Annotated in this window: 18 protein-coding genes; 10 read left to right on the top strand and 8 right to left on the bottom strand. The window is 52.9% G+C overall.

The genetic code is table 11. From position 1 onward, the window contains the following. Positions 1-77 precede the first annotated feature (77 nt). The 4 genes from yidC to NSU14_RS03930 form a co-directional block, all read right to left on the bottom strand. A complete protein-coding gene (gene yidC / locus NSU14_RS03915; RefSeq protein ID WP_340942993.1) occupies positions 78-920 on the bottom strand; it encodes a membrane protein insertase YidC in 843 nt (280 codons plus the stop codon). 411 nt (positions 921-1331) lie between these two features. Next, positions 1332-2192 (bottom strand): AraC family transcriptional regulator, encoded by an 861-nt coding sequence (locus NSU14_RS03920; protein WP_179093543.1) that lies wholly within the window; start codon positions 2190-2192, stop codon positions 1332-1334. Between the two features lie 144 nt (positions 2193-2336). Next, positions 2337-2702: a hypothetical protein gene (locus tag NSU14_RS03925; protein WP_340942998.1), complete on the bottom strand. Its 366-nt coding sequence runs from the start codon at positions 2700-2702 to the stop codon at positions 2337-2339. Between the two features lie 133 nt (positions 2703-2835). Beyond that, positions 2836-3969, bottom strand: coding sequence for a glycoside hydrolase family 88 protein (locus tag NSU14_RS03930; protein WP_340943000.1), 1134 nt, complete (start codon positions 3967-3969; stop codon positions 2836-2838). A 295-nt stretch (positions 3970-4264) separates the two neighbouring features. Between NSU14_RS03930 and NSU14_RS03935 the strand changes: the two genes are divergently transcribed. Both NSU14_RS03935 and tnpB read left to right on the top strand, forming a co-directional pair. Beyond that, a complete protein-coding gene (locus tag NSU14_RS03935) occupies positions 4265-5023 on the top strand; it encodes an SDR family oxidoreductase (protein ID WP_042139560.1) in 759 nt (252 codons plus the stop codon). A 193-nt stretch (positions 5024-5216) separates the two neighbouring features. Beyond that, a complete protein-coding gene (gene tnpB, locus NSU14_RS03940) occupies positions 5217-6359 on the top strand; it encodes an IS200/IS605 family element RNA-guided endonuclease TnpB (protein ID WP_340943004.1) in 1143 nt (380 codons plus the stop codon). Positions 6360-6537: 178 nt separating this feature from the next. Here tnpB and NSU14_RS03945 read toward each other — a convergent pair whose 3' ends face one another. The 4 genes from NSU14_RS03945 to fabV form a co-directional block, all read right to left on the bottom strand. Further along, positions 6538-6996 carry a hypothetical protein gene (locus tag NSU14_RS03945; RefSeq protein ID WP_076245203.1) on the bottom strand — a complete coding sequence of 153 codons (459 nt, stop codon included), beginning with the start codon at positions 6994-6996 and terminating at the stop codon, positions 6538-6540. A 14-nt stretch (positions 6997-7010) separates the two neighbouring features. Continuing rightward, positions 7011-7787 carry an EFR1 family ferrodoxin gene (locus NSU14_RS03950; RefSeq protein WP_340943006.1) on the bottom strand — a complete coding sequence of 259 codons (777 nt, stop codon included), beginning with the start codon at positions 7785-7787 and terminating at the stop codon, positions 7011-7013. Next, entirely contained in the window at positions 7780-8370 is a 591-nt protein-coding gene (locus NSU14_RS03955; protein WP_076245197.1) for a PadR family transcriptional regulator, read from the bottom strand. Before NSU14_RS03955 ends, NSU14_RS03950 begins: the two co-directional genes overlap by 8 nt. A gap of 166 nt (positions 8371-8536) precedes the next feature. Beyond that, positions 8537-9727: an enoyl-ACP reductase FabV gene (gene fabV / locus NSU14_RS03960; RefSeq protein WP_340943009.1), complete on the bottom strand. Its 1191-nt coding sequence runs from the start codon at positions 9725-9727 to the stop codon at positions 8537-8539. 150 nt (positions 9728-9877) lie between these two features. Between fabV and NSU14_RS03965 the strand changes: the two genes are divergently transcribed. From NSU14_RS03965 to ruvB, 8 genes are all read left to right on the top strand, one after another. Beyond that, complete coding sequence (locus NSU14_RS03965) at positions 9878-10846, top strand: ornithine cyclodeaminase family protein (RefSeq protein ID WP_231575446.1); 969 nt, start codon at positions 9878-9880, stop codon at positions 10844-10846. Positions 10847-11297: 451 nt separating this feature from the next. Then, entirely contained in the window at positions 11298-12464 is a 1167-nt protein-coding gene (locus NSU14_RS03970; protein WP_336103161.1) for a dipeptidase, read from the top strand. A 13-nt stretch (positions 12465-12477) separates the two neighbouring features. Then, complete coding sequence (locus NSU14_RS03975) at positions 12478-14604, top strand: CocE/NonD family hydrolase (RefSeq protein ID WP_340943012.1); 2127 nt, start codon at positions 12478-12480, stop codon at positions 14602-14604. A gap of 112 nt (positions 14605-14716) precedes the next feature. Next, a complete protein-coding gene (locus tag NSU14_RS03980) occupies positions 14717-15961 on the top strand; it encodes a serpin family protein (protein ID WP_340943015.1) in 1245 nt (414 codons plus the stop codon). Positions 15962-16063: 102 nt separating this feature from the next. After that, positions 16064-16810, top strand: a complete 747-nt coding sequence (locus NSU14_RS03985; RefSeq protein WP_340943018.1) for a BofC C-terminal domain-containing protein — start codon at positions 16064-16066, stop codon at positions 16808-16810. A gap of 223 nt (positions 16811-17033) precedes the next feature. Then, a complete protein-coding gene (gene ruvC, locus NSU14_RS03990; RefSeq protein ID WP_039294456.1) occupies positions 17034-17537 on the top strand; it encodes a crossover junction endodeoxyribonuclease RuvC in 504 nt (167 codons plus the stop codon). After that, complete coding sequence (gene ruvA / locus NSU14_RS03995) at positions 17534-18157, top strand: Holliday junction branch migration protein RuvA (RefSeq protein WP_042139549.1); 624 nt, start codon at positions 17534-17536, stop codon at positions 18155-18157. Before ruvC ends, ruvA begins: the two co-directional genes overlap by 4 nt. A gap of 26 nt (positions 18158-18183) precedes the next feature. Further along, positions 18184-19191, top strand: a complete 1008-nt coding sequence (gene ruvB / locus NSU14_RS04000; protein WP_039294462.1) for a Holliday junction branch migration DNA helicase RuvB — start codon at positions 18184-18186, stop codon at positions 19189-19191. Positions 19192-19530 lie beyond the last annotated feature (339 nt).

The following is a 19530-nucleotide window of genomic DNA, read 5'->3' on the forward strand; positions in this document are numbered from 1 at the left end:
CCGCCAACAAAAAAGAGCATCTGAGGCCGCGCCTCAGATGCCTTGTATTTAGTATTGTTCTATGACTGGTTGAAATCTTATAAATCTTCTACACTGGCAGGCAGATTTTTACCCGCTGCATTTGGCTTCGTGTACATTTTATTGAGTATCACTGTTTGCACGATAATAAATATACCGCCTACTGCCCAATATAACGGCAACGCGGCGGGCATAGCAAAAGAAGATAAACCCATCATGACCGGTGATAACAATCCGATAAAAGCCAATTGGCTATTCTGATTTTGCTGAGGCTGTGCTGAAACAGATTGAGACACACGGAACTGAACGTAATACACCGCAGCGGCAATCAGCGGCAAAATCATATCTGTTGTCCCCAAGTTAAACCACAGAAAATCGTGAGCGGCAATCTCCGGGGTACGGCGAATGGCATAATAAAATGCGAGAGTGATCGGCCATTGGAGAAGCATCGGTAAACACCCCATGTTTAAGGGATTGAATTGATGCTTCTGGTAGAGCTGCATCATCTCGGTTTGCTCTTGTTTTTTGGCATCCGTACTGACATCGTTCTTATACTTCTCCTTAAGTGCAGTTAATTCCGGCTGGAGGACGGCCATCTTTTCTTTCATAACCATTTGTTTCTTGGTTTGATTCATCATGAGCGGCAGGATCGCAAGTCTGATGATGAATGTCATCAGCACGATCGCTAATCCGTAGTCTCCGTGAAAGGTATCCGCGAAAAATTTAATCAAGATCGAAAATGGATAAATAAAAAAATGGTTAAATATTCCTGGTGAACCGGCATTAATCGGGTTGGATTGGGATGCTGCCGAACACCCGCTGAGCACAATGACCGGAATAACTCCAATCAACATGACGAGAATGGGCTTGGCCCATTTTTGTAACAACATAATCTTTTTCATCGTTGTCCTCCCTAATTGAAAGTATGAATATCAATGTGGGGAAGGACTATGGTCTTCATCATCAGGTGCTTCTCTTCGTCTGACGGTACGAACTATCCACTTCTGAATGCTGTTCGGTTGAGACAGTCTGACAGCCACATACCAGGTTGAACCGGCTGCAGCAAGTGTTTCATGACCCCAGTGTACCTCTTGTAAAGAAAAATGGGTGAATGGAATTAATACTAAGGAAGAGATGAGAGCAATTGAGAGTGCCAATTGAACCAAGTCATAAAAATGCTCCAGTCAAGTTCACCTCCGTATGAGCCGTATTGGGAAAATTTGAATAATGGTTATACGCTTCGAAGAACTGTGTGGTTTCATTAACCTGCCTGTTAGCTTAAAACCTTAAAAGCGGTTCACCGCGTTATAGATTCAATGGATGCTGTTCCTGTATTTCTCGGGGGAGATTCCTTTATTCTTCTTGAACATCTGGCTGAAATAAGACGGGGACAGATTGCCTACTTCTACCGCGATTTCCCCGATAGATTGGCTGGTGTTGGCGAGCAGGATACAGGCTTCTCTGACACGCCGCTGCATCAGATATTCGGACAGTGTGATGCCGGCATATTGTTTGAATACATGCGAAATATGGTAGGGAGACAGATGCAGGCTGGCGGCCAGCGCCTCAAGGCTGAAAGGCTCCTTGTAATGTTCATCCAGCCATTCGGTAATCCGCTGGACATGTGAGCTGCCGCGTGAATGGAGGAGATTGGACAGGACATCAGGCAGCCGGGTCTGAAACAGCCTGATAAGCTGAAGCATAAGCAGACCTGTGTTCTCCTCCTGGCCGGCAGCAGCGTGCTTGGTGCACTGATGCAGCTCTTCCAGCACCTCGGGAATACGGGTGTCATTCATTCCGTAGAATACCGGCTGCCGCAGGCTGCCCCTCCACAGGTTCCGGAAGAATTGCCCCAGGATAGGGAACGCGGAAAGATAATGGTCCATGAAACCAGGATCAAAGGTCAGATTGGTCCGGATATAGGAACGGCCTTCTGCCGGAGGAACCATTACACGGTGCAGCTGATAGGGCTGAAACAAGACCAGTGTATGATCCTCAATAGGGTAGGTCTGATTCTCCACCATGATCTCACCGCAGCCGCTGTAAATGTACAGGATTTCAATTCCCCTATGCGCATGAAAATAGAGGGATTCCCCGTCAATATATTTATATTTGTACATAAACAAACCGGGGTCCATTCCCTCGGGCGGATGATCGTTCCTGTTCCTGTCCATGCTCATACGACGCTCCCTTATCAACCATAGTTCACTGCTATTAATTCCATTACTGCTAACTTCAGTATAAATAGAAGGCTGCTAAAAATAAAACTGCGATTTCGGCCACACTTATAAGACTACAATCGCCAAGCAAGCAACCGACTAACCAAGCAAGTAAGCAAAGAACCAAGCAACGAACCAACGAACGAACCAAGCAAGCAAAAAACGAACGAACCAAGCAACCGCAAGTAAGCAACGAACCAAGCAACCAGCCAATCCATGGCTCTTTGGCAGGGCAACTGTGAAAATCCCATCCTCCATTCCTAAAATGTTGTAAGTAATACAGCTTTGGTTCCCGGATACCTGGGCGTTCGGGAGAATTGTTGTATGAAATACAGGAATTGTCCCGCTGAGCCGCTTGGAGGAGGGGAATTGCTGCATTTTCTGCAACAATTCCGGATTTGGGCTGATTTGATGAGGAGAATGTTGTATTTCTTGCAGGATTGTAACAGTATCCACCGGCAGCATTCATTCTAGAGGAGCACAAACCGGCAGGACTCTGTAAAAGAGCCTGCCGGTATAAAGGATTATCAACCGGGTGCCGCAGTTGATGTTGCGCACCAGCAGATCAGATTCTAGTCAATGAAGATGCAGTAATATGCTATTCCCGTTCGTACCAATACCCCGGAACACCCTGCTGCAGACGCAGCAGCGCCTCTAGGAAGAAGTAATCTCCCCAGATCATGAAATCATCCGGAGATGAGTTCCCTCTGACTGAATAGGAGCCATGACGCAGAAAGCCTTCTTCCGACGGGCTGCCGGCGGTAAAGTAGCGGTTCAGCAGGGAATCCATCGATTTGTTGACGGCTTCCTCATACCATGCCCGTTCCGGGTCCTCCTCCGGCAGGTGCTCCAGCAGCTCAAGGAGACCGCATACAACGATGGCGGAAGCTGAACTGTCACGTGGAGTGGACTCCTCCTGCGGGGCATCGAAATCCCAATACGCGACATGGTCGGCGGGAAGATGCTCCAGGAAATAGCGGGCCATTCTTCTGGAGGTTTCCAGATAATGAGGTTCTTTAAAATAGCGGTATGCCAAGGCAAAGCCGTAGACCCCCCAGGCCTGTCCCCGCGTCCAGGTGGAGCCGTCCTGATAACCTTGTGCGGTTCCTCCGCGCAGGGCATTCCCCGTCTGCTGGTCAAAATAAAAAGTATGGTAGGAGGAGTCATCTCCCCTCACCAGGAAGCGCCGGCTTTTCTCGGCGTGAATTCGGGCATACTCGGCATAGCTGGGATCTCCGGTCTGTTCAGTGGCCCAGCAGAGCAGCGGAAGATTCATCAGGCAGTCGATAATAATCCGGCCCCCGTTGTCTGCATCCCCTTCCGGTCCCCACGCCTGAAAGAGCTGCGGGGCAGAGCGCCAGCGCTTCATCAGTACATCGGCTGCCTGCAAGGCCAGCAGACGCGAAGCCTCATCCTTCTCGGTGATCCAGCGTGCCTTGGCGGACAGTGAATATAGGAAGCCGATATCATGATGGTCGAGCTCCTTCCCGGAAATCATGCGCTTGTTGAAGGAGTCAACCGTCCGGATGGCGGCGGCGTGAATCTCAGGGTCTTGGCTGTATTCATAGCTCAGCCACAGAATGCCGGACCAGAAGCCTTCCGTCCAGCTGGTATGGTCCGTCAGATGATATTTGCCGTCGCCCAGGCTTACAATTGGAGATTTGTCACCAAAGCGCTTGATGTTAAGGCGGGTGGTAGAGAGCGTGTGCTCAATCGCATTTTTCCAGTTCATAATAACCTCCATAATATCGCTATATTGTTCTTATGGTTATTATAAGCCTGCTGCTATGTTGGTTTGTTGCGCGAATTCTTAGGTGAATTGCGGTTTAGTAGGAACGGTGCCGGAACTTGTTACGCGGGGAGAGGGCTGTTTGTCACAGAACTCCGGTCTAGTTTGTCTACAGGATGTACAGCAAAGAAAATAGGATGGAGGCAGAGCGCCCGTGGCAGGGCGGTTTGTGTCTGTTGCAAAGCGTTTACTAAATACCGGCCTATGGATATAGGCTATAAACCAGGAGGAAATAGACATGAAAATTGTAGTGGTTGGCGGCAGCGGACTTATTGGAAAGCAATTGGTGAGCCGGCTTCAGGGGCTGGGTCATGAGACTGTGGCTGCATCACCTTCTCTGGGCATCAATGCTATGACTGGTGAGGGGCTGGCAGAAGCGCTTAAAGGGGCTGATGCCGTTGTTGATGTAGCAAATTCACCTTCATTCGCAGACGATGCTGTGCTGGAATTCTTCGCGACAACGACCCGCAATCTGCTGGCTGCTGAAGCTGAAGCAGGAGTGAAGCATCATGTGGCGCTATCTGTAGTGGGGACTGACGGCTTGCTGCAGAGCGGTTATTTCCGCGGAAAAATGGCTCAGGAGGAGCTGATCCAGGCTTCCCCGGTTCCCTACACCATCGTGCGGGCGACCCAGTTCTTCGACTTCGCGGAGGGCATTGCCTATACCGCTACAGAGGGGGATATCGTCCGTCTGCCTTCGGCATGGGTACAGCCCATAGCCTCTGGGGATGTAGCAGCTGCGCTGGTTGATTATACCCTTGAAGCCCCAGTGAACGGGATAGCCGAGCTGGCCGGACCGGATAAGCTGTCTCTGGATGAATTCGTCCGGCAAGCGCTGAAGGCTAAGGGGGATGCGCGTCAGGTGGTCGGCGATACGGAGGCACATTATTTCGGAACAGCATTGCAGGATCACTCGCTTGTTCCGGCCGGAGACCATCCGCGAATTGCCCCTACACGGTTAACGGACTGGCTTGCGGCTTCCGTATCAGAAGCATAATAGATCTGCAAGAAACCGCCATCCTCCGGGCAAGTTTGCAAAAACTTCAGCCTGATGGGAATGGCGGTTTTTTATCTAAAAAAGCTGAGAATACTCCACCCTCGATAGGGTGGGGATGAATCAGCAGTTTTCGATTTCGAAACGAACATATGTGCTATAATATGGATAAGTTCACTAAAAGGAGGTGTTGCACATGCTCGTGTCTGCGCAGGATGTTTCTTCGAAACCCCTGGTTCATCAAGCCTATAAATATCGGATCTACCCCAATACAGAGCAACAGCAACTCATTCGTCAAATGTTTGGCTGCTGCCGTTTTGTGTTCAATTACTTCTTGGGAGCTTGGAATCAAAGGTATGCGGAAACGGGAAAAGGCTTGTCTTATCACGCTTGTGCAACACAACTCCCCGGTTTAAAAGCACAATACGACTGGCTGAAAGAAGTCGATAGCATCGCTTTGCAGTCGGCTGCTCGTCATGTGGCGGATAGCTTTGATCGTTTTTTCAAAAAGCAAAATCAAGCGCCACGCTTCAAGAGCCGAAAGCATCCAATTCAAAGTTACACGACCAAATTCACCAACGGGAATATCGCCATGGAGGGCAGTCGCTTAAAGCTCCCAAAACTCGGCTGGATACGTTTTGCAAACTCCCGGAAGCTGGAAGGCCGGATATTGTCCGCTACCGTTCGTAAAAACGCCAGCGGGAAATTTTTCGTTTCGCTCGTTTGCGAAGTTCAAAAGAACCCTCTGCCCCAAGTGGATACACCTATTGGCATCGACTTAGGTTTGAAAGAATATGCAGTATGCTCAAACGGGGAACATATCGCCAATCCTCGCTTTTACCGTCAATACGAGAAAAAGCTGGCGCTTTGGCAGCGGCGGATGGCTCGGCGTACTCCGGGCGGCTCCAACTGGAAGAAAGCAAGGCAGCATATCGCTCGTATTCACGAACGCATTGCCAATAAACGAAATGACTTCCTCCACAAGCTGACCACGAGACTGATTCGTGAAAACCAAACGATCAGTATCGAACATCTGCGTGTGGCGAATATGATTCAGAACCCCAAGCTTTCAAAATCCATTGCTGATGCGTCTTGGGGCGAGTGGGTGCGACAGCTGACGTATAAAGCGAAATGGTATGGACGAAATCTTCGGATCGCCGACACGTTTGAGCCGACCAGTCAGCGTTGCCATGTGTGTGGCACGATCCACCCCGAGGTGAAGAACCTGTCCGTTCGGGAATGGACATGTACGGCCTGCGGGACGATCCATGACCGTGACGAAAACGCCGCTCACAATATTGAAAAAGTAGCGGTTAACCACCACCTAACCAAACGATAGAATTCAACATTTCACTTGCGTCAAAAATGTAAAACTGCGGGAACGCAGGGATCGCTTGCTCCATAAGAAGAGGGTACTCTTCTGTTCGCAAGAATCCGCCACTTCAAGCGTTAGCTAAGTGGGGGAGAATTCAAGAAAGACAGGATCGATATGTTATGAAGCGGATACCAGCGGGCTTCTAGCGCACCTGAGCATAAACATTCCAGCTGTTCACCAAATGACCCACGGCAAACAGAAAAGCGGGGATCAGGAGCAGCCAGGACTCAAGCCAGAATCCAAGCAGCATGAAGTAGATTGCCGGAAAGACGGCCATAGGAATAGGAATTCCAAGCCAAGGCGTGAACAACACGGCAAATTCTCTCGCATTCCAGTAAAAGCGGGCCCAGCATATATAATAAATCAGCAGGCAGACAGCCATCAGTCCGGCAGACAGGCCAAGGGGCTGTTCTGCAAGCTTGCGGCCCAGGACAATAGGCATCATGAAGCAAGTGATCTGGCCTGCCCGCTCCAAGATCGTGAAGATCAGGGGTGTAGAGGCCAAAGAATCAGGAGCATTCCGGGGCGGGAAGAAAATGAAGATCAGATTCGGCAGCAATACTAATAAGGGGATGATGAATCCTTTAATGTGCAGACCCATGTGAACTCTCCGTCCTATTGTTCCAAAGTAGATTGATGCATTCTGGCATTGCGGAAATGAAGGTTCTCTTTGCCCGATACTACGATTGCGTTCCGCGGACAGTTCGCCGCACACTTCATACAGAAATCACATTTGTACCCATGGTATGGCAGATCATCGACCACTACTATATTACCGGTGGGACATTGCAGAACGCATAATTCACAGCTGATGCATTTGGAAGGGACCGTCCGCAATCTGAGCATCAGCCGCATCGACATCCAGGGCAGCACGGTTCTTCTGGAGAGAGCGGAGACGGCCCTCGACCCGGGATACTCTGACTTCCAGGCGGATTCACCGGCAAGTGCCAGATGGACAAAAGTCTCAGCTTTCTGATAGGCTGCGCTCAGCCGGGCCTGATCATCCTCCGGTCTTGCTTCAGCATTCAGCATATTATTAGGCATACTGATCTCGCAGGCGGAGACAGGGATGTAGCCCTTATTCTTCAGCAGGGTATAGAGCGGCTCCAGAATATGGGCTGAGTTATTGAGCGTAGCGATCACATATACTCTGGTGCCCTGGCTCTTCGGGAGCCGCCGGAGGAATCTCCAGATGAACGGGGATACGGACTGCGAATTGACCGGGAAGGCCAGCCACAGGTCATTAACCGGACTGCTTGGCATAGATTCGCTGCCGATCAGATTGAGAGAAGTGCGGATGTTATAGGTCTTAAGGGTTCTGCCCACAAAGTCTACAATCGCTTTCGTATTGCCCGTGCCTGAAAAGTAATACAAATCCACGGTTTTATTCATTCGGCGGGTTCTCATGTTCTGCGATTTCCTGCTCCAGCAAAGCTATGGTCTGCCCGCACCAGTCGGCGTAAGACTCCCACAGCTTCTGGCCAAAGGACAGGACCATCAGGATGCGGCTGTGATTGCTGTGGACATCCAGATTCTGCTTCAGCTGTTCCTCGAATTTGCCGAACAGCTGCTGCTGCCGCCGGTGGTTGATTTCAAACTCCCGGACATGCTCCAGCATGGTGGCGGAAGAGGAAGAATTGGAAAAATACAGCTTAAGCAGCAGCTCGTAGCGTACGGTTTCTTTTTCCACCGGTGTCTTAAGCCATTCTTGTAATTCGTACCTTCCGGGTACGGTTATCTGATACTTGATGCTTTGTTTGCTGTTCTTGCCTTCTGAAGAAACAGGTTCTTCACACACAGCGATCAGGCCCCCCGCAGCCAGCCGCTTCAGTTCCGGATAGATCTGGCCAAAGCTCTCGCTCCAAAAAAAGGAAAGCCGGGTATCTACGATCTTTTTGATCTCATACCCAGTCAAGTTCTCTTCATTTAGTAGTCCCAGTAACACGTAACCTGTCTTGCTCCTGTTAGCAGCCATATGCACGCATCCAATCTGTAAGATATATCTTTTAGATATAAAATACTGCAAGGATAACCTAAAGTCAAACCTTATTTTATGCCCGAAGTGGAGCGGTAACCTGGAATCTGCACGCCAAAAAGCCGCTCCCGGTGAAGGGAACGGCTTCATGTATTAGGCGGAATGCTTATGCCATATTGGGAATAGCAACAGCAGGGTCAGTCTCGGCTTCGTAATCCACGCCTCCGGTGCGGAAGCCGAACAGATGGAAGAAGTCATCCTGGTAGCCCTTAAGGTCTGCAAGTTCAGGAACATTATCCGTTTCAAGCTCATTCCAGCGTCTCATGACCTCGATCTGCACATCCTCGCGCATCTCCCAGTCATCAATCCGGATCAGGTGGCTGCCGTCTGCTGCAGCTTCGCCGCCGTTATACAGGTGGTCTGCGAACAGGCGGTACATCTGCTGAATGCAGTTCTCGTGCAGTTCTTTTTCCTTCATTACTCTATAGAGTGCGGAAATATACAGCGGCACCACAGGGATGGCGGAGCTGGACTGCGTAACCAGAGCCTTATTCACGGATACGAAGGCCCGTCCGCCTGTAGCAGAGAGCTGCTCGTTCAGCGCGACCGCCGTCTGTTCCAGATGGTTCTTCGCCTGGCCGATGGTTCCGTCCCGGTAGATGGGATGGGTGATCTTAGGCCCGATATAAGAATAGGCCACGGTTGTTGCGCCGTCTGCAAGCACGCCTGCTTCCTGCAGCTGATTGATCCACATGCCCCAGTCTTCTCCGCCCATAACAGCGATGGTCTGGCGGACTTCGTCATCCGTAGCCGGCTCAATAGTAACCGTGGATACTTCACCAGTGTGGAAGTTCATCGTCTTGTTCGTGTAAGCTTCTCCAACCGGCTTAATCACAGAAGAGAAGACTTCTCCTGTAACCGGATGGGTGCGGCGGGGGGAAGCTACGCTGTAGATAACGAGATCAACGGTGCCGAATTCAGCTTTGATGAGGTCGATGGTCTTGGTCTTAATGGCATCCGAGAAGGCATCGCCGACGATGCTGAACGATTTCAGCCCCTGCTTGGCCGCTTCCTGCTCAAAAGCAGCGGAATTGTACCAGCCTGCGGATGCTGTGCGGGCACCTTCAGCAGCTTTGTCGAAGAAGACACCGATGGTATTGGCACCTGCGCCGAATGCAGCCGCAATCCGGGAAGCCAGCCCGTAGCCGGTAGAAGCGCCGATGACCAGCACGTTGGCCGGACCGGTAAGTTTCTTTTGTGCCCGTACATAGTCAATCTGTTCCTGTATTTGTCCGGCACATCCCTCCGGGTGAGCAGTCGTGCAGATAAAGCCGCGTGTTTTTGGCTGAATAATCATCAAGGATATCCCCTTTGTTTTAGTTTTTAACTTTTTTCGCTAATATAGAGTATAGCAAATGATGGCATAGAAAGATAAGCTTGAATCTTTTTTTGAAAAGATAAGAATGGATATGCGTTATCAAGAATCCGGGAGGGTCTAAATGTGCTGATGGTAAACGGGAAGGAAGTTGCGGAGATTCTAACGATGGAGTCCTGCATCGCTGTGATGGAAACCGTCCTCGCTGATCTGTCGGAGGGGGAGGCCGTGCAGAGCCTCCGCCAGGTCCTGCCGCTGGAGGAGCGGAATGTGCTGGGAATGATGCCCGGGTATCTGCGGCGTGAAGGGATCGCTGGTGCTAAGATCATCAGCGTATTCCCTGGCAACCACGGGAGCGGTCTGCCGTCGCATCAGGGGATGGTGTCTTTGTTCGACGCCGCCACCGGCGTGCCGCTGGCCATAGTGGACGGCCAGTCGATTACAGCCATCCGCACGGCGGCGGTCAGTGCGGCGGCGACGAAGCTGCTCGCCAGGGAAGAGGCGGAGTCCCTGGCGGTTCTCGGCACCGGGGAGCAGGCCCGGAGCCATCTGGAGGCGATGCTGCAGGTGCGCGGCATTAAGCGCGCCAAGGTCTGGAGCAGAACGCCGGGCAAGGCCCGGGCGTTCGCCGATGCCATGAGCAGCCGGTGGAACGCAGAGATCACGGCAGCGCTGTCTGTGCAGGACGCGGTGATGGACGCGGACATTATTTGTACGGCAACGGCGGCGGGGGAGCCGGTGCTGCACGGCGCCTGGGTGAAGCCAGGCGCACATATCAATGCGATCGGCGCATGCAGGGCGCATGAACGGGAGCTGGACACGGCGCTGGTAGCCGGGGCGAGGCTCTATGTGGACCGGCTGGAGTCGGCGGTCCACGAAGCGGGAGATTATCTGATCCCGCTCAGTGAAGGGGCGATTACGGCGGACCATATTATTGGCGAAATTGGCGGGCTGCTGAAGGGGCGGGTCCCCGGCCGGGGAAGCGGCGATGAGATTACCCTTTTTAAGGGACTGGGGCTTGCCGTTCAGGATCTTGCCGCAGCCTTCTATATTTATAAACAGGCGGTTGCTCTGCACAAAGGCGTGGAGATTTCATTTTAAATAGATCTCGGTATTTCTATTAAGAGTAACTAGTCCGACATCAGATCTAATGAAGTGTGTCGATTCAATAATGCAGCAAGCGGCAATGGATGTATTCAGCTCCAAGTGAAACTTCAGTGATAGTTGTATAATGTACAATTAAAAACAGCGAAAAGAGCTGCTTGCCTCTTATAACTGTAGTCTGTACAACTAAATCTGCCCGAATGGGTGATAACCAACTACATTGGTCAATTTAATTGCACGAAATACAACTAAACGGATAATCGGTTGAAAATCAGACGATTTAGTTGTACAAAGTGCAGTTAAGCTTAGCGTAATTGGTTACTGCAAAGCCTGAGCAAGCGATTTCTGGAATGGCAGGAGCGGCGGCTGCCTGAAGCCCAAATATTCACCGCAGGGACGAGCGAGCATCAAGTAAATAGGTAGTTTCATAGAGGAGGGGCCGGATCAAGTGAATTTACAGGAACGGGAAGGCTGGTATGAGTTCGGACTGAGTGCTGCACAGGAGGAGCGGGCGAAACGCCTGCATGAGGAGAATATCAATATTGATCTGCTGTTCCAGGGGCCCTTGTCCCCAAGCGCTATCCCGGAGAGCGTCTCGCTTAAGGTGAAGGCGCTGTGCGAGCCGTACAAGGATGAACCGATGGTCTACAGCGCCATGCCGGCGCAGATCATTACCCGGCTGTCGGCCGGCGGTGAGATTGCGGAGTACAAAGAGGAATGGTACAAGTCCGGCATTACGGCGGGGAACCGTGAGCTGCACCTGAATGATATAGAGAGCGTGATTACCAGTATGGGCGAGGTTCAGCTGCAGTTCGATTCCGCGGACTGGCTGGTGAAGGCACTGACGGCGGAGGATATCCGCAGGGCTAAGCGTGAGGGCAGGAAGGCCGGTATTATAACGGCACAGGAAACGGATGCGCTTGGGAAAAATCTGGAGCTGCTTGACGCGCTGCATGGCTTTGGTCTAAGGATTCTGCAGTTAACGTACAACAACCAGAATCTGATAGGTTCCGGCTGTGCGGAGCCGGGCAATGGCGGGCTGTCCAAATACGGTCTGCGGTTTGTGGAACGGCTGAACACGCTCGGAATCATCGTCGATACCGGACATTGCGGCAGGCAGACCACCCTGGATGCCTGTGCAGCCTCGAAAGCGCCGGTTATCGCCTCGCATACCGGCGTGGAAGCCATCTATCCGCATATGCGCTGCAAAAGTGACGAGGAGATCCGCGCGATTGCTGCGACCGGCGGGGTGATTGGTATTTTTGCGATGCCGTGGTTTGTGCATGAAGATCCGGATCATACCACCATTGAGCATGTGCTGGATCATATTGAATATGTGATCAGGCTGGTAGGCGTAGAGCATGTGGGCATCGGAACGGACTGGCCTATGAGTGACCTGGAGTGGTCACTGGTCTTTTTCAAGGAGCAGATTGCACCTAAGCTGGGATTCGCCAAAGGGGATGGTCCCTCCACGGAAACCGTAGCAGGGCTTGAGAAATACAGTTATTTCAGCAATTTCACGCGGGGACTGGTGGCGCGCGGGTACAGCGATGAAGAGATCGCTAAGATTATGGGCGGCAACTGGCTGCGTGTGTTCGAACAAATTTGCGGATAGGGGACTTTTACAGATGAATTCATACTTACAGCAGACAAGCTTCAACTTCTATTGCTCGGGGATATACAGCGGCACCATCCGTTTCACGGACAAGGAGGTCATGCACGCCAAGGTTGACACCCGCAGACGCACACAGATGCAGGAGAATGTGCTGGATGCTGGCGCGAAATATGTTCTTCCGCTGGCGCGGATCGCGGGGCAGCTTCATGTGTACACCGATGCGGAATGGGCCGGGGACGAGGTTATCCTCAAGAACGGGGACAAATATCAGAAGCATATTACCTATCAGGCGGAGATCTCCGGTGTAGAGCGGACTTCGCAGGTATGGGCTTACCGCGGGGGCACGGCGCTGGATATTGTAACGCTGGACGGGGAGGTGATCGCCTTTCTGACCCCTAACCGCTATGGCATTGAGCTGATCGTTAAGGCAGGATATGAGCAGCTGACCCCGCTCGCCCTCTATGCTGAACCGCTGCTGTCGCAGCCGGAATATGGTGTGAACGATCTGGGAACGTATCTTGTGCCGATGCGGGATGGCGTGAAGCTGGCTACCGATGTATTTCTTCCTGAAGGTCTTGAGCCGGGAACGAAGGTACCAACTATCTTGGTGAGAACCTGTTACGACCGGAATGGTAAAAAAGAAATCTTCATGCGCTGGGCGAATAAAGGCTACGCCGTGATCTCCCAGGATGTACGCGGCCGCGCGGATTCGGAAGGTGAGCTGATCCCGTTCTACAATGAACGCGATGACGGCTACGATACCATTGACTGGATTATTGCCCAGGAATGGTCTGACGGCAAAGTTGGAATGTGGGGCGCCTCCTACCTCGGCTATGTTGTTGTAGCAGCCGCTACCAGCGGTCACCCGAACCTGCTGGCGGTGGTGGATGAGGTTAATGTAGGTTCGCCGTTCGTGGACACCGCGCGCAAAGGAGGAACGCTCTGCTCCTGGCCGTTGCTGTCCTGGACGCTTGCGCAGTCGGTGGGGACGCGGACGGACTTTGATATTTTTGGCGGCATTACAGTGGACCCGGAAGCGGCGGTCGATGCCAGACCCATCAGGGATATTCCGCAGCAGATGATTGGCCGCACTTCGGGGCCATGGGAGCTGTGGAGCCACCATCCCGAGTATGACGATTTCTGGAGAAACTGTACGTTCACCGAACGCGGAGATCAGGTTAAGGTTCCGATGTATGTGATCTCCGGCTGGTATGACGGTGACAGCCCGGGGGTATCGGAGACCTGGCGGATGCTGACGGAGCATGATGTGAAGAGCCGCAAAATCCGCCTCGGCGCCTGGGAGCACGGACCGAACCGGGCGCGGGATCTGCTGGGCGTATCCTTCGGCAATGATGCAGTGGTGTACGATTATGATATATCTGTGCTGCGCTGGTTTGACCGGTTCCTGAAAGGTATTCCGAACGGCATCGACCAGGAGCCGCGGGCTTCCTATTATGTGGTGGGCGAGAACCGCTGGAGAACCTCGGAGGATTGGACACCGGCAGAAGCAAAGATAACTCCGTTCTATCTGGGCGGAGACGGCCGGGCGAATTCATCCCTGGGCGATGGACGGCTGATTATGGAGCCGGAGGAACATTCAGCAGCAGACACTTATATCTATAATCCGGCTGACCCGGTTGCCGACAGCGGAGAGCGGGAGCCGGAGAATATGCGGAAGCATGAGCTGAGAAGCGACATTGTCGTCTATACCAGTGAGCCGCTGGCGGAGAAGCTGACGGTAGCGGGGGAACTATCAGCGGTCATCTATGCGGCAAGCTCGGGTCTGGATACGGACTGGGTCGTGACGCTGAGTGATGTGAATGAACAAGGGGATTCCATCCGCCTGTCCAATTACATCGTGCGGGCGAAATACCGGCACGGGCTGGAACAGCCGCAGCTGCTTGTGCCGGGGCAGGTGGAGCGGTACGATATTTTCCTGCAGAACATCGCCCACTCGTTTGCCGCGGGACACCGGGTCCGCTTCACAATCACTTCTTCCAGCAAATTCGTGGCCTTCCCTAACACAAACACCGGAAACAATCCGTATGAAGATACGGAAGCAGTCATTGTGCAGCAGACGATCTGCCATAACCAGGAGTATCCGAGCCATATTAAGCTGCCGGTGGTGCCGAATTTCTAATGAATATCTGAGCCGGTCATTTGCAACTTTTTCCAATTGGGATCGTCCATGAAATGTGAAAGGGCATCTGGTACATATCCTTGCCGCTTCGGATGGACTCAAGGAGGGAGCTATGATGATCAAAAGAATATCCGTACTCTTGTTAGCCGTGCTGCTCCTGGCCGGCTGCAGTAAAGGAGGTTCCAAAATGAGCTATTCAGAGAGACAGGCAGCTGCATCCGGGCTTGATTTCGGGCTGGCCAAGCAGAGCAACCGGCTGGGCGCGATGCTGTTTGGCCAGTTGTGGAAGCCGGGCGGCGGGAATCTGACGGTGTCACCTTATAGTGTTGCCGCTGCGCTGGCCCTTGCTTATAAAGGTGCGGACGGAGAGACGGCAGAGGAGCTGGGAACGCTGCTGGGCTATGCACCTGATGAGCGGGAGCAGCTGAATACCAGCCATCAGGTTTTGCTGCAGCTGCTGAATGACGCCGGACCGGGAATTGAGCTGAAGATAGCGAATTCGGTCTGGGGCATGAAGGGGCTGCCGCTGCGCAAGGACTATCTCAAGACAGGCGAGGATTTCTATAACGCAGAGATCAGGGCGACAGACTTAGCTGCAGAGAAATCTGTGACGCAGATTAATGATTGGGTCTCGAAGCATACCGGGCATAAGATCAGGCAGATGCTCACGGAGCCGCCGGGTGACCAGGCAGTTGCGGTGCTTGTCAACGCACTGTATTTCAAAGCCGGCTGGAGTGATGTGTTTCCGGAGGAGGCGACTGCGCCAGCAGACTTCTATCCCCCGGACGGGGCAGCAGTGCGGGCAATGATGATGAAGCGGAGCGGATTGTTCCAGTATGCTGAGAATGAGGACTGGCAGGCTGTGAAGCTTCCTAATGGAGAGGGCCAGATGGAGATGACCGTAATCCTGCCGGGCGGGGAATCTTCCTTACAGGAGCTTGCGGATCAGCTTGCGGCGGGAAGACTCCCGCTTGATGAGGGCTTCGCCAGTGCCCGGGGGACGCTGCGGCTGCCGCGTTTTACAGCAAGCTACGGGGCAGAGCTTACAAAGGTTCTGCAGGCGCTGGGTGTGAAGCTGGCTTTCGACCCGGACCAGGGGGATTTCCCGCTGCTTGCGGACCTGAATCGCCCGATTTATTTCAGCAAGGTCATCCACAAAACCTACATCGATGTGAATGAGCAGGGAACAGAGGCGGCGGCGTCCACAGTAATCCAGATGCGGGCAGGATCAGCTGCTCCTGCAGGTACGCCTTTTGAAATGACGGTCAACCGGCCGTTTCTGTTCATGATCAAGGATGTGCAGACTCAGGTGGTCCTGTTCCTCGGAGCCATTGAGAATCCGCTGGACACAGATTAATTCCGCTTGGAATGAATTTCAAGCAATTACGCATAAATGCTCCCTTCACAGGTCACAATAGGGAAAAACCAGAATGAAGGGATTAACGTGAATGCTTTTCGCTTGAAAAAACAACTGTGGCGGCGGTGGAGACGTTGGAAAAAGGCTCCCTGGGTGGGAGCGGCTTGCATTGCGCTTACGGTGCTGGCGTGGCGTGGCATGCAGGTTCCGGAAGAGATCAGCCTGCTGTTGGAGCATACGGCCTGGACGTTGCCCGGAACACTAAGCGGAATAGAAGAGCAGAACCGGGAACCCGGCAGCAGCATTCCGGCTGTGGCAGCCGTTTATAACCATACAGGGAATGAAGCAGAAGATGAAGCTGCTGTGATGGACAGCAAAGAGCTGCTTGAAGCAGTCAGCGGGGAAGCGGTCAGCAGAACGGTGCACCTGAAGACAATTTATGTATCCGGTGAAGAGGTGCAGACACTGCCCGGCAAGCAGACACCGGCCCAGCTGAAGATGATGATCGGACAGCATTCCGATTGGAGCGGCTGGCTCAGCGAGGAAGGCGATTTGTGGCTGGAGCAGAGAGTCAATGATCTGTCGCCGCTCACCAAAAAAGAAGCCTACTTCGGAGTGGATGAGCAGGGGAATCTGACGCTGTTCAAAGGACCGCCGACGTCGGAAAAGGTGATGAAGACCTTCTTCCAGCTGGATATGGGCTCGATGAAATCCTCTTTGCCGGAGGGGATCTGGGAGCAGCTTCATCAGGGCATCCGGGTACAGGACATGGAGGAGTACAACAGTGTACTGTCTACCTTCAGCGACTATGCGCGGGACTCGGCGGAACAGGTGATGCATGCGGAATGAAGTGAAGGACCTAACTGTTTGAAGACTCGTGGGCAGGAGGCTCACGGGTTTTTTTGTTTAAAATACAGCTTGATTTTAATTTCCCCGGGACAAAGTTTTTGTCTCCCCGGGGAAATTTTTTTGCTATAATGGGTAGAAGGAATACATATGTTCGCTTTAGGGCGGATTCATGGATGAACCCGCAGGGGCTATTCTGCCCTGGCACAGAGGAGAGAGAAGGATCTTGCGCATCTTGGGGATTGATCCGGGGCTGGCGATTGTCGGCTTTGGTTTTGTAGATAAGGTTGGAAACAAATTGACTCCGGTCCAGTACGGCTGCATCCAGACTGAGGCGCATACTCCGGAAGAAGAACGTCTGCTGCATGTCTATGAAGGCATGGTGCAGCTGATTGATAAATATAAGCCGGATGCGGTTGCGGTAGAGAAGCTGTTCTTCAGCCGCAATGTGACAACGGCCCTGCCGGTGGCGCAGGCGCGCGGAGTGCTGATTCTGGCGGCCGTGCAGCGCGGGCTGCCAGTGGCGGAATACACCCCTATGATGGTGAAGCAGGCAGTAGTAGGGTACGGCAAGGCAGAGAAGAAACAGGTTCAGGAGATGGTCAAGCTGCTTCTTAAGCTGTCGGCTGTACCGAAGCCCGATGATGTGGCGGATGCACTGGCGGTGGCGGTATGCCACGCCCATTCCGTGAGTCTTAATTCCAAATTAAATGAGGTATTGCGAAAATGATAGATTTCCTAAGAGGACCGGTTGTACATTTGGAGTCAGAATATGTAGTACTGGATGTTCAAGGCGTAGGATACCGGGTCTTCTGCCCGAATCCGTATGCTTTTGCCAAGGTGGAGGGTCCGGTGACCATCTTCATTCATTATCAGACCCGTGAGGATGCGACGCTCCTGTTCGGATTCCCGACCCGTGAGGAGCAGAAGCTGTTCCGCAAGCTGATCGAGGTGTCTGGCATCGGCCCGCGTGTGGCGCTGGGCATTCTGACCGGCGGAACGCCGGATCAGCTGATCTCGGCGATCTATCAGGAGAACATCACCTTCCTGACGAAGCTGCCGGGCATCGGCAAGAAGACGGCGCAGCGGATGATTCTGGATCTGAAGGACAAGCTGGACGGCTTCGGTGGAGCTGCCCTGCAGACAGGCCTGTTCGCTGTAGCGGCTGAAGCCCAGGCTAAGGCCGAGGCACTCCCGTGGGAAGAGGCCAGGGATGCCCTGAGGGCGCTGGGCTATACCGATACCGAGCTGGACCGCGTATGGCTGAAGATGAAGCAAGAGGGAACGGATACCGGACCGGTTGACGTGCTGATGAAAAAGGCGCTGGGGCTGCTTTTTATAGCCAAATAGGTCCTTGAAGAACGGAGTGAGGAATAATGGATGACCGGATTATATCAGCAAATCTGATGATGGACGAGCAGGCGGTTGAATTAAGTCTGCGGCCCCGTTATCTGGGTGAATATATCGGCCAGAACCAGGTGAAAGAAAACCTGAAAATATATATTGAAGCAGCCAAGATGCGCAGCGAAGCGCTGGATCATGTCTTGCTGTACGGGCCTCCGGGTCTCGGCAAAACAACGCTGGCGAATATTATCGCCAATGAGCTGGGTGTGAATCTGCGGACCACTTCCGGCCCGGCAATTGAGCGGCCGGGCGATCTGGCCGCGCTGCTGACCAACCTTCAGGAAGGCGATGTGCTGTTCATTGATGAGATCCACCGCCTGCACCGCACGGTGGAAGAGGTTATGTATCCGGCGATGGAGGATTTCGCGCTGGATATTATGATCGGCAAAGGCCCGAGTGCCCGTTCGGTGCGGCTGGACCTGCCGCCCTTCACGCTCATTGGAGCAACGACACGCGCGGGGCTGCTGTCCGCTCCGCTGCGCGACCGCTTCGGCGTAGTCAGCCGGCTGGAGTACTACACAATCGATGAGCTGAGCTTCATCGTAGCCCGCAACGCCGAGCTGCTCAGCATCGAGATTCTGGGCGATGCTGCGGAAGAGATTGCCCTGCGGGCCCGTGGGACTCCGCGGATTGCCAACCGTCTCCTGAAGCGGGTGCGCGATTATGCGCAGGTCCGCGGCGACGGTATTATTACGCCGGAGATTGCCGCTGAATCGCTCAAGATGCTTCAGGTAGATCCGCGCGGACTGGACAGCATCGACCACAAGATGCTGCAGTCGATGATCAGCTCCTTCCGCGGCGGACCGGTCGGGCTCGATACCATTGCCGCTACGATAGGCGAAGAGAGCCAGACTATTGAGGACGTATACGAACCCTACCTGCTGCAGATCGGTTTCCTGCAGCGCACGCCGCGCGGGCGCATAGTGACCCCGGCGGCGTATCATCATCTGGGACTTCCGCTCCCTCCGCAGCAGAACTGATGCTGCCCATAATACAACATTTTTCGTATGATCCCGGCTACAATCCCGAATTGTTGTATAAAAGGCAACATTCCTTCTCCTCCAAGCGGTTTGGCGGGACAAATCTTGTATTTCATACAACAATCTGTCCCAACCGCCAGATATCTAGGGGATCAAGTTGCAATCCGTACAACAATTAAGCCTAAACAAGTGAGAAACTTAAGAATTTGAATGTTCTTTGCAATAGATTAGGTGCGAGAAGTTGAATAAACCGCTCGTCACATAAGTGCCCGACCGGGTGCTTAATTGGTTGCAGTCTAGAGTGCGTTTTATATAACACATTTAAGAGTATGCTTCCCA

Source organism: Paenibacillus sp. FSL R10-2771 (genome assembly GCF_038000205.1).
GTDB lineage: Bacteria > Bacillota > Bacilli > Paenibacillales > Paenibacillaceae > Paenibacillus_AQ > Paenibacillus_AQ phytohabitans.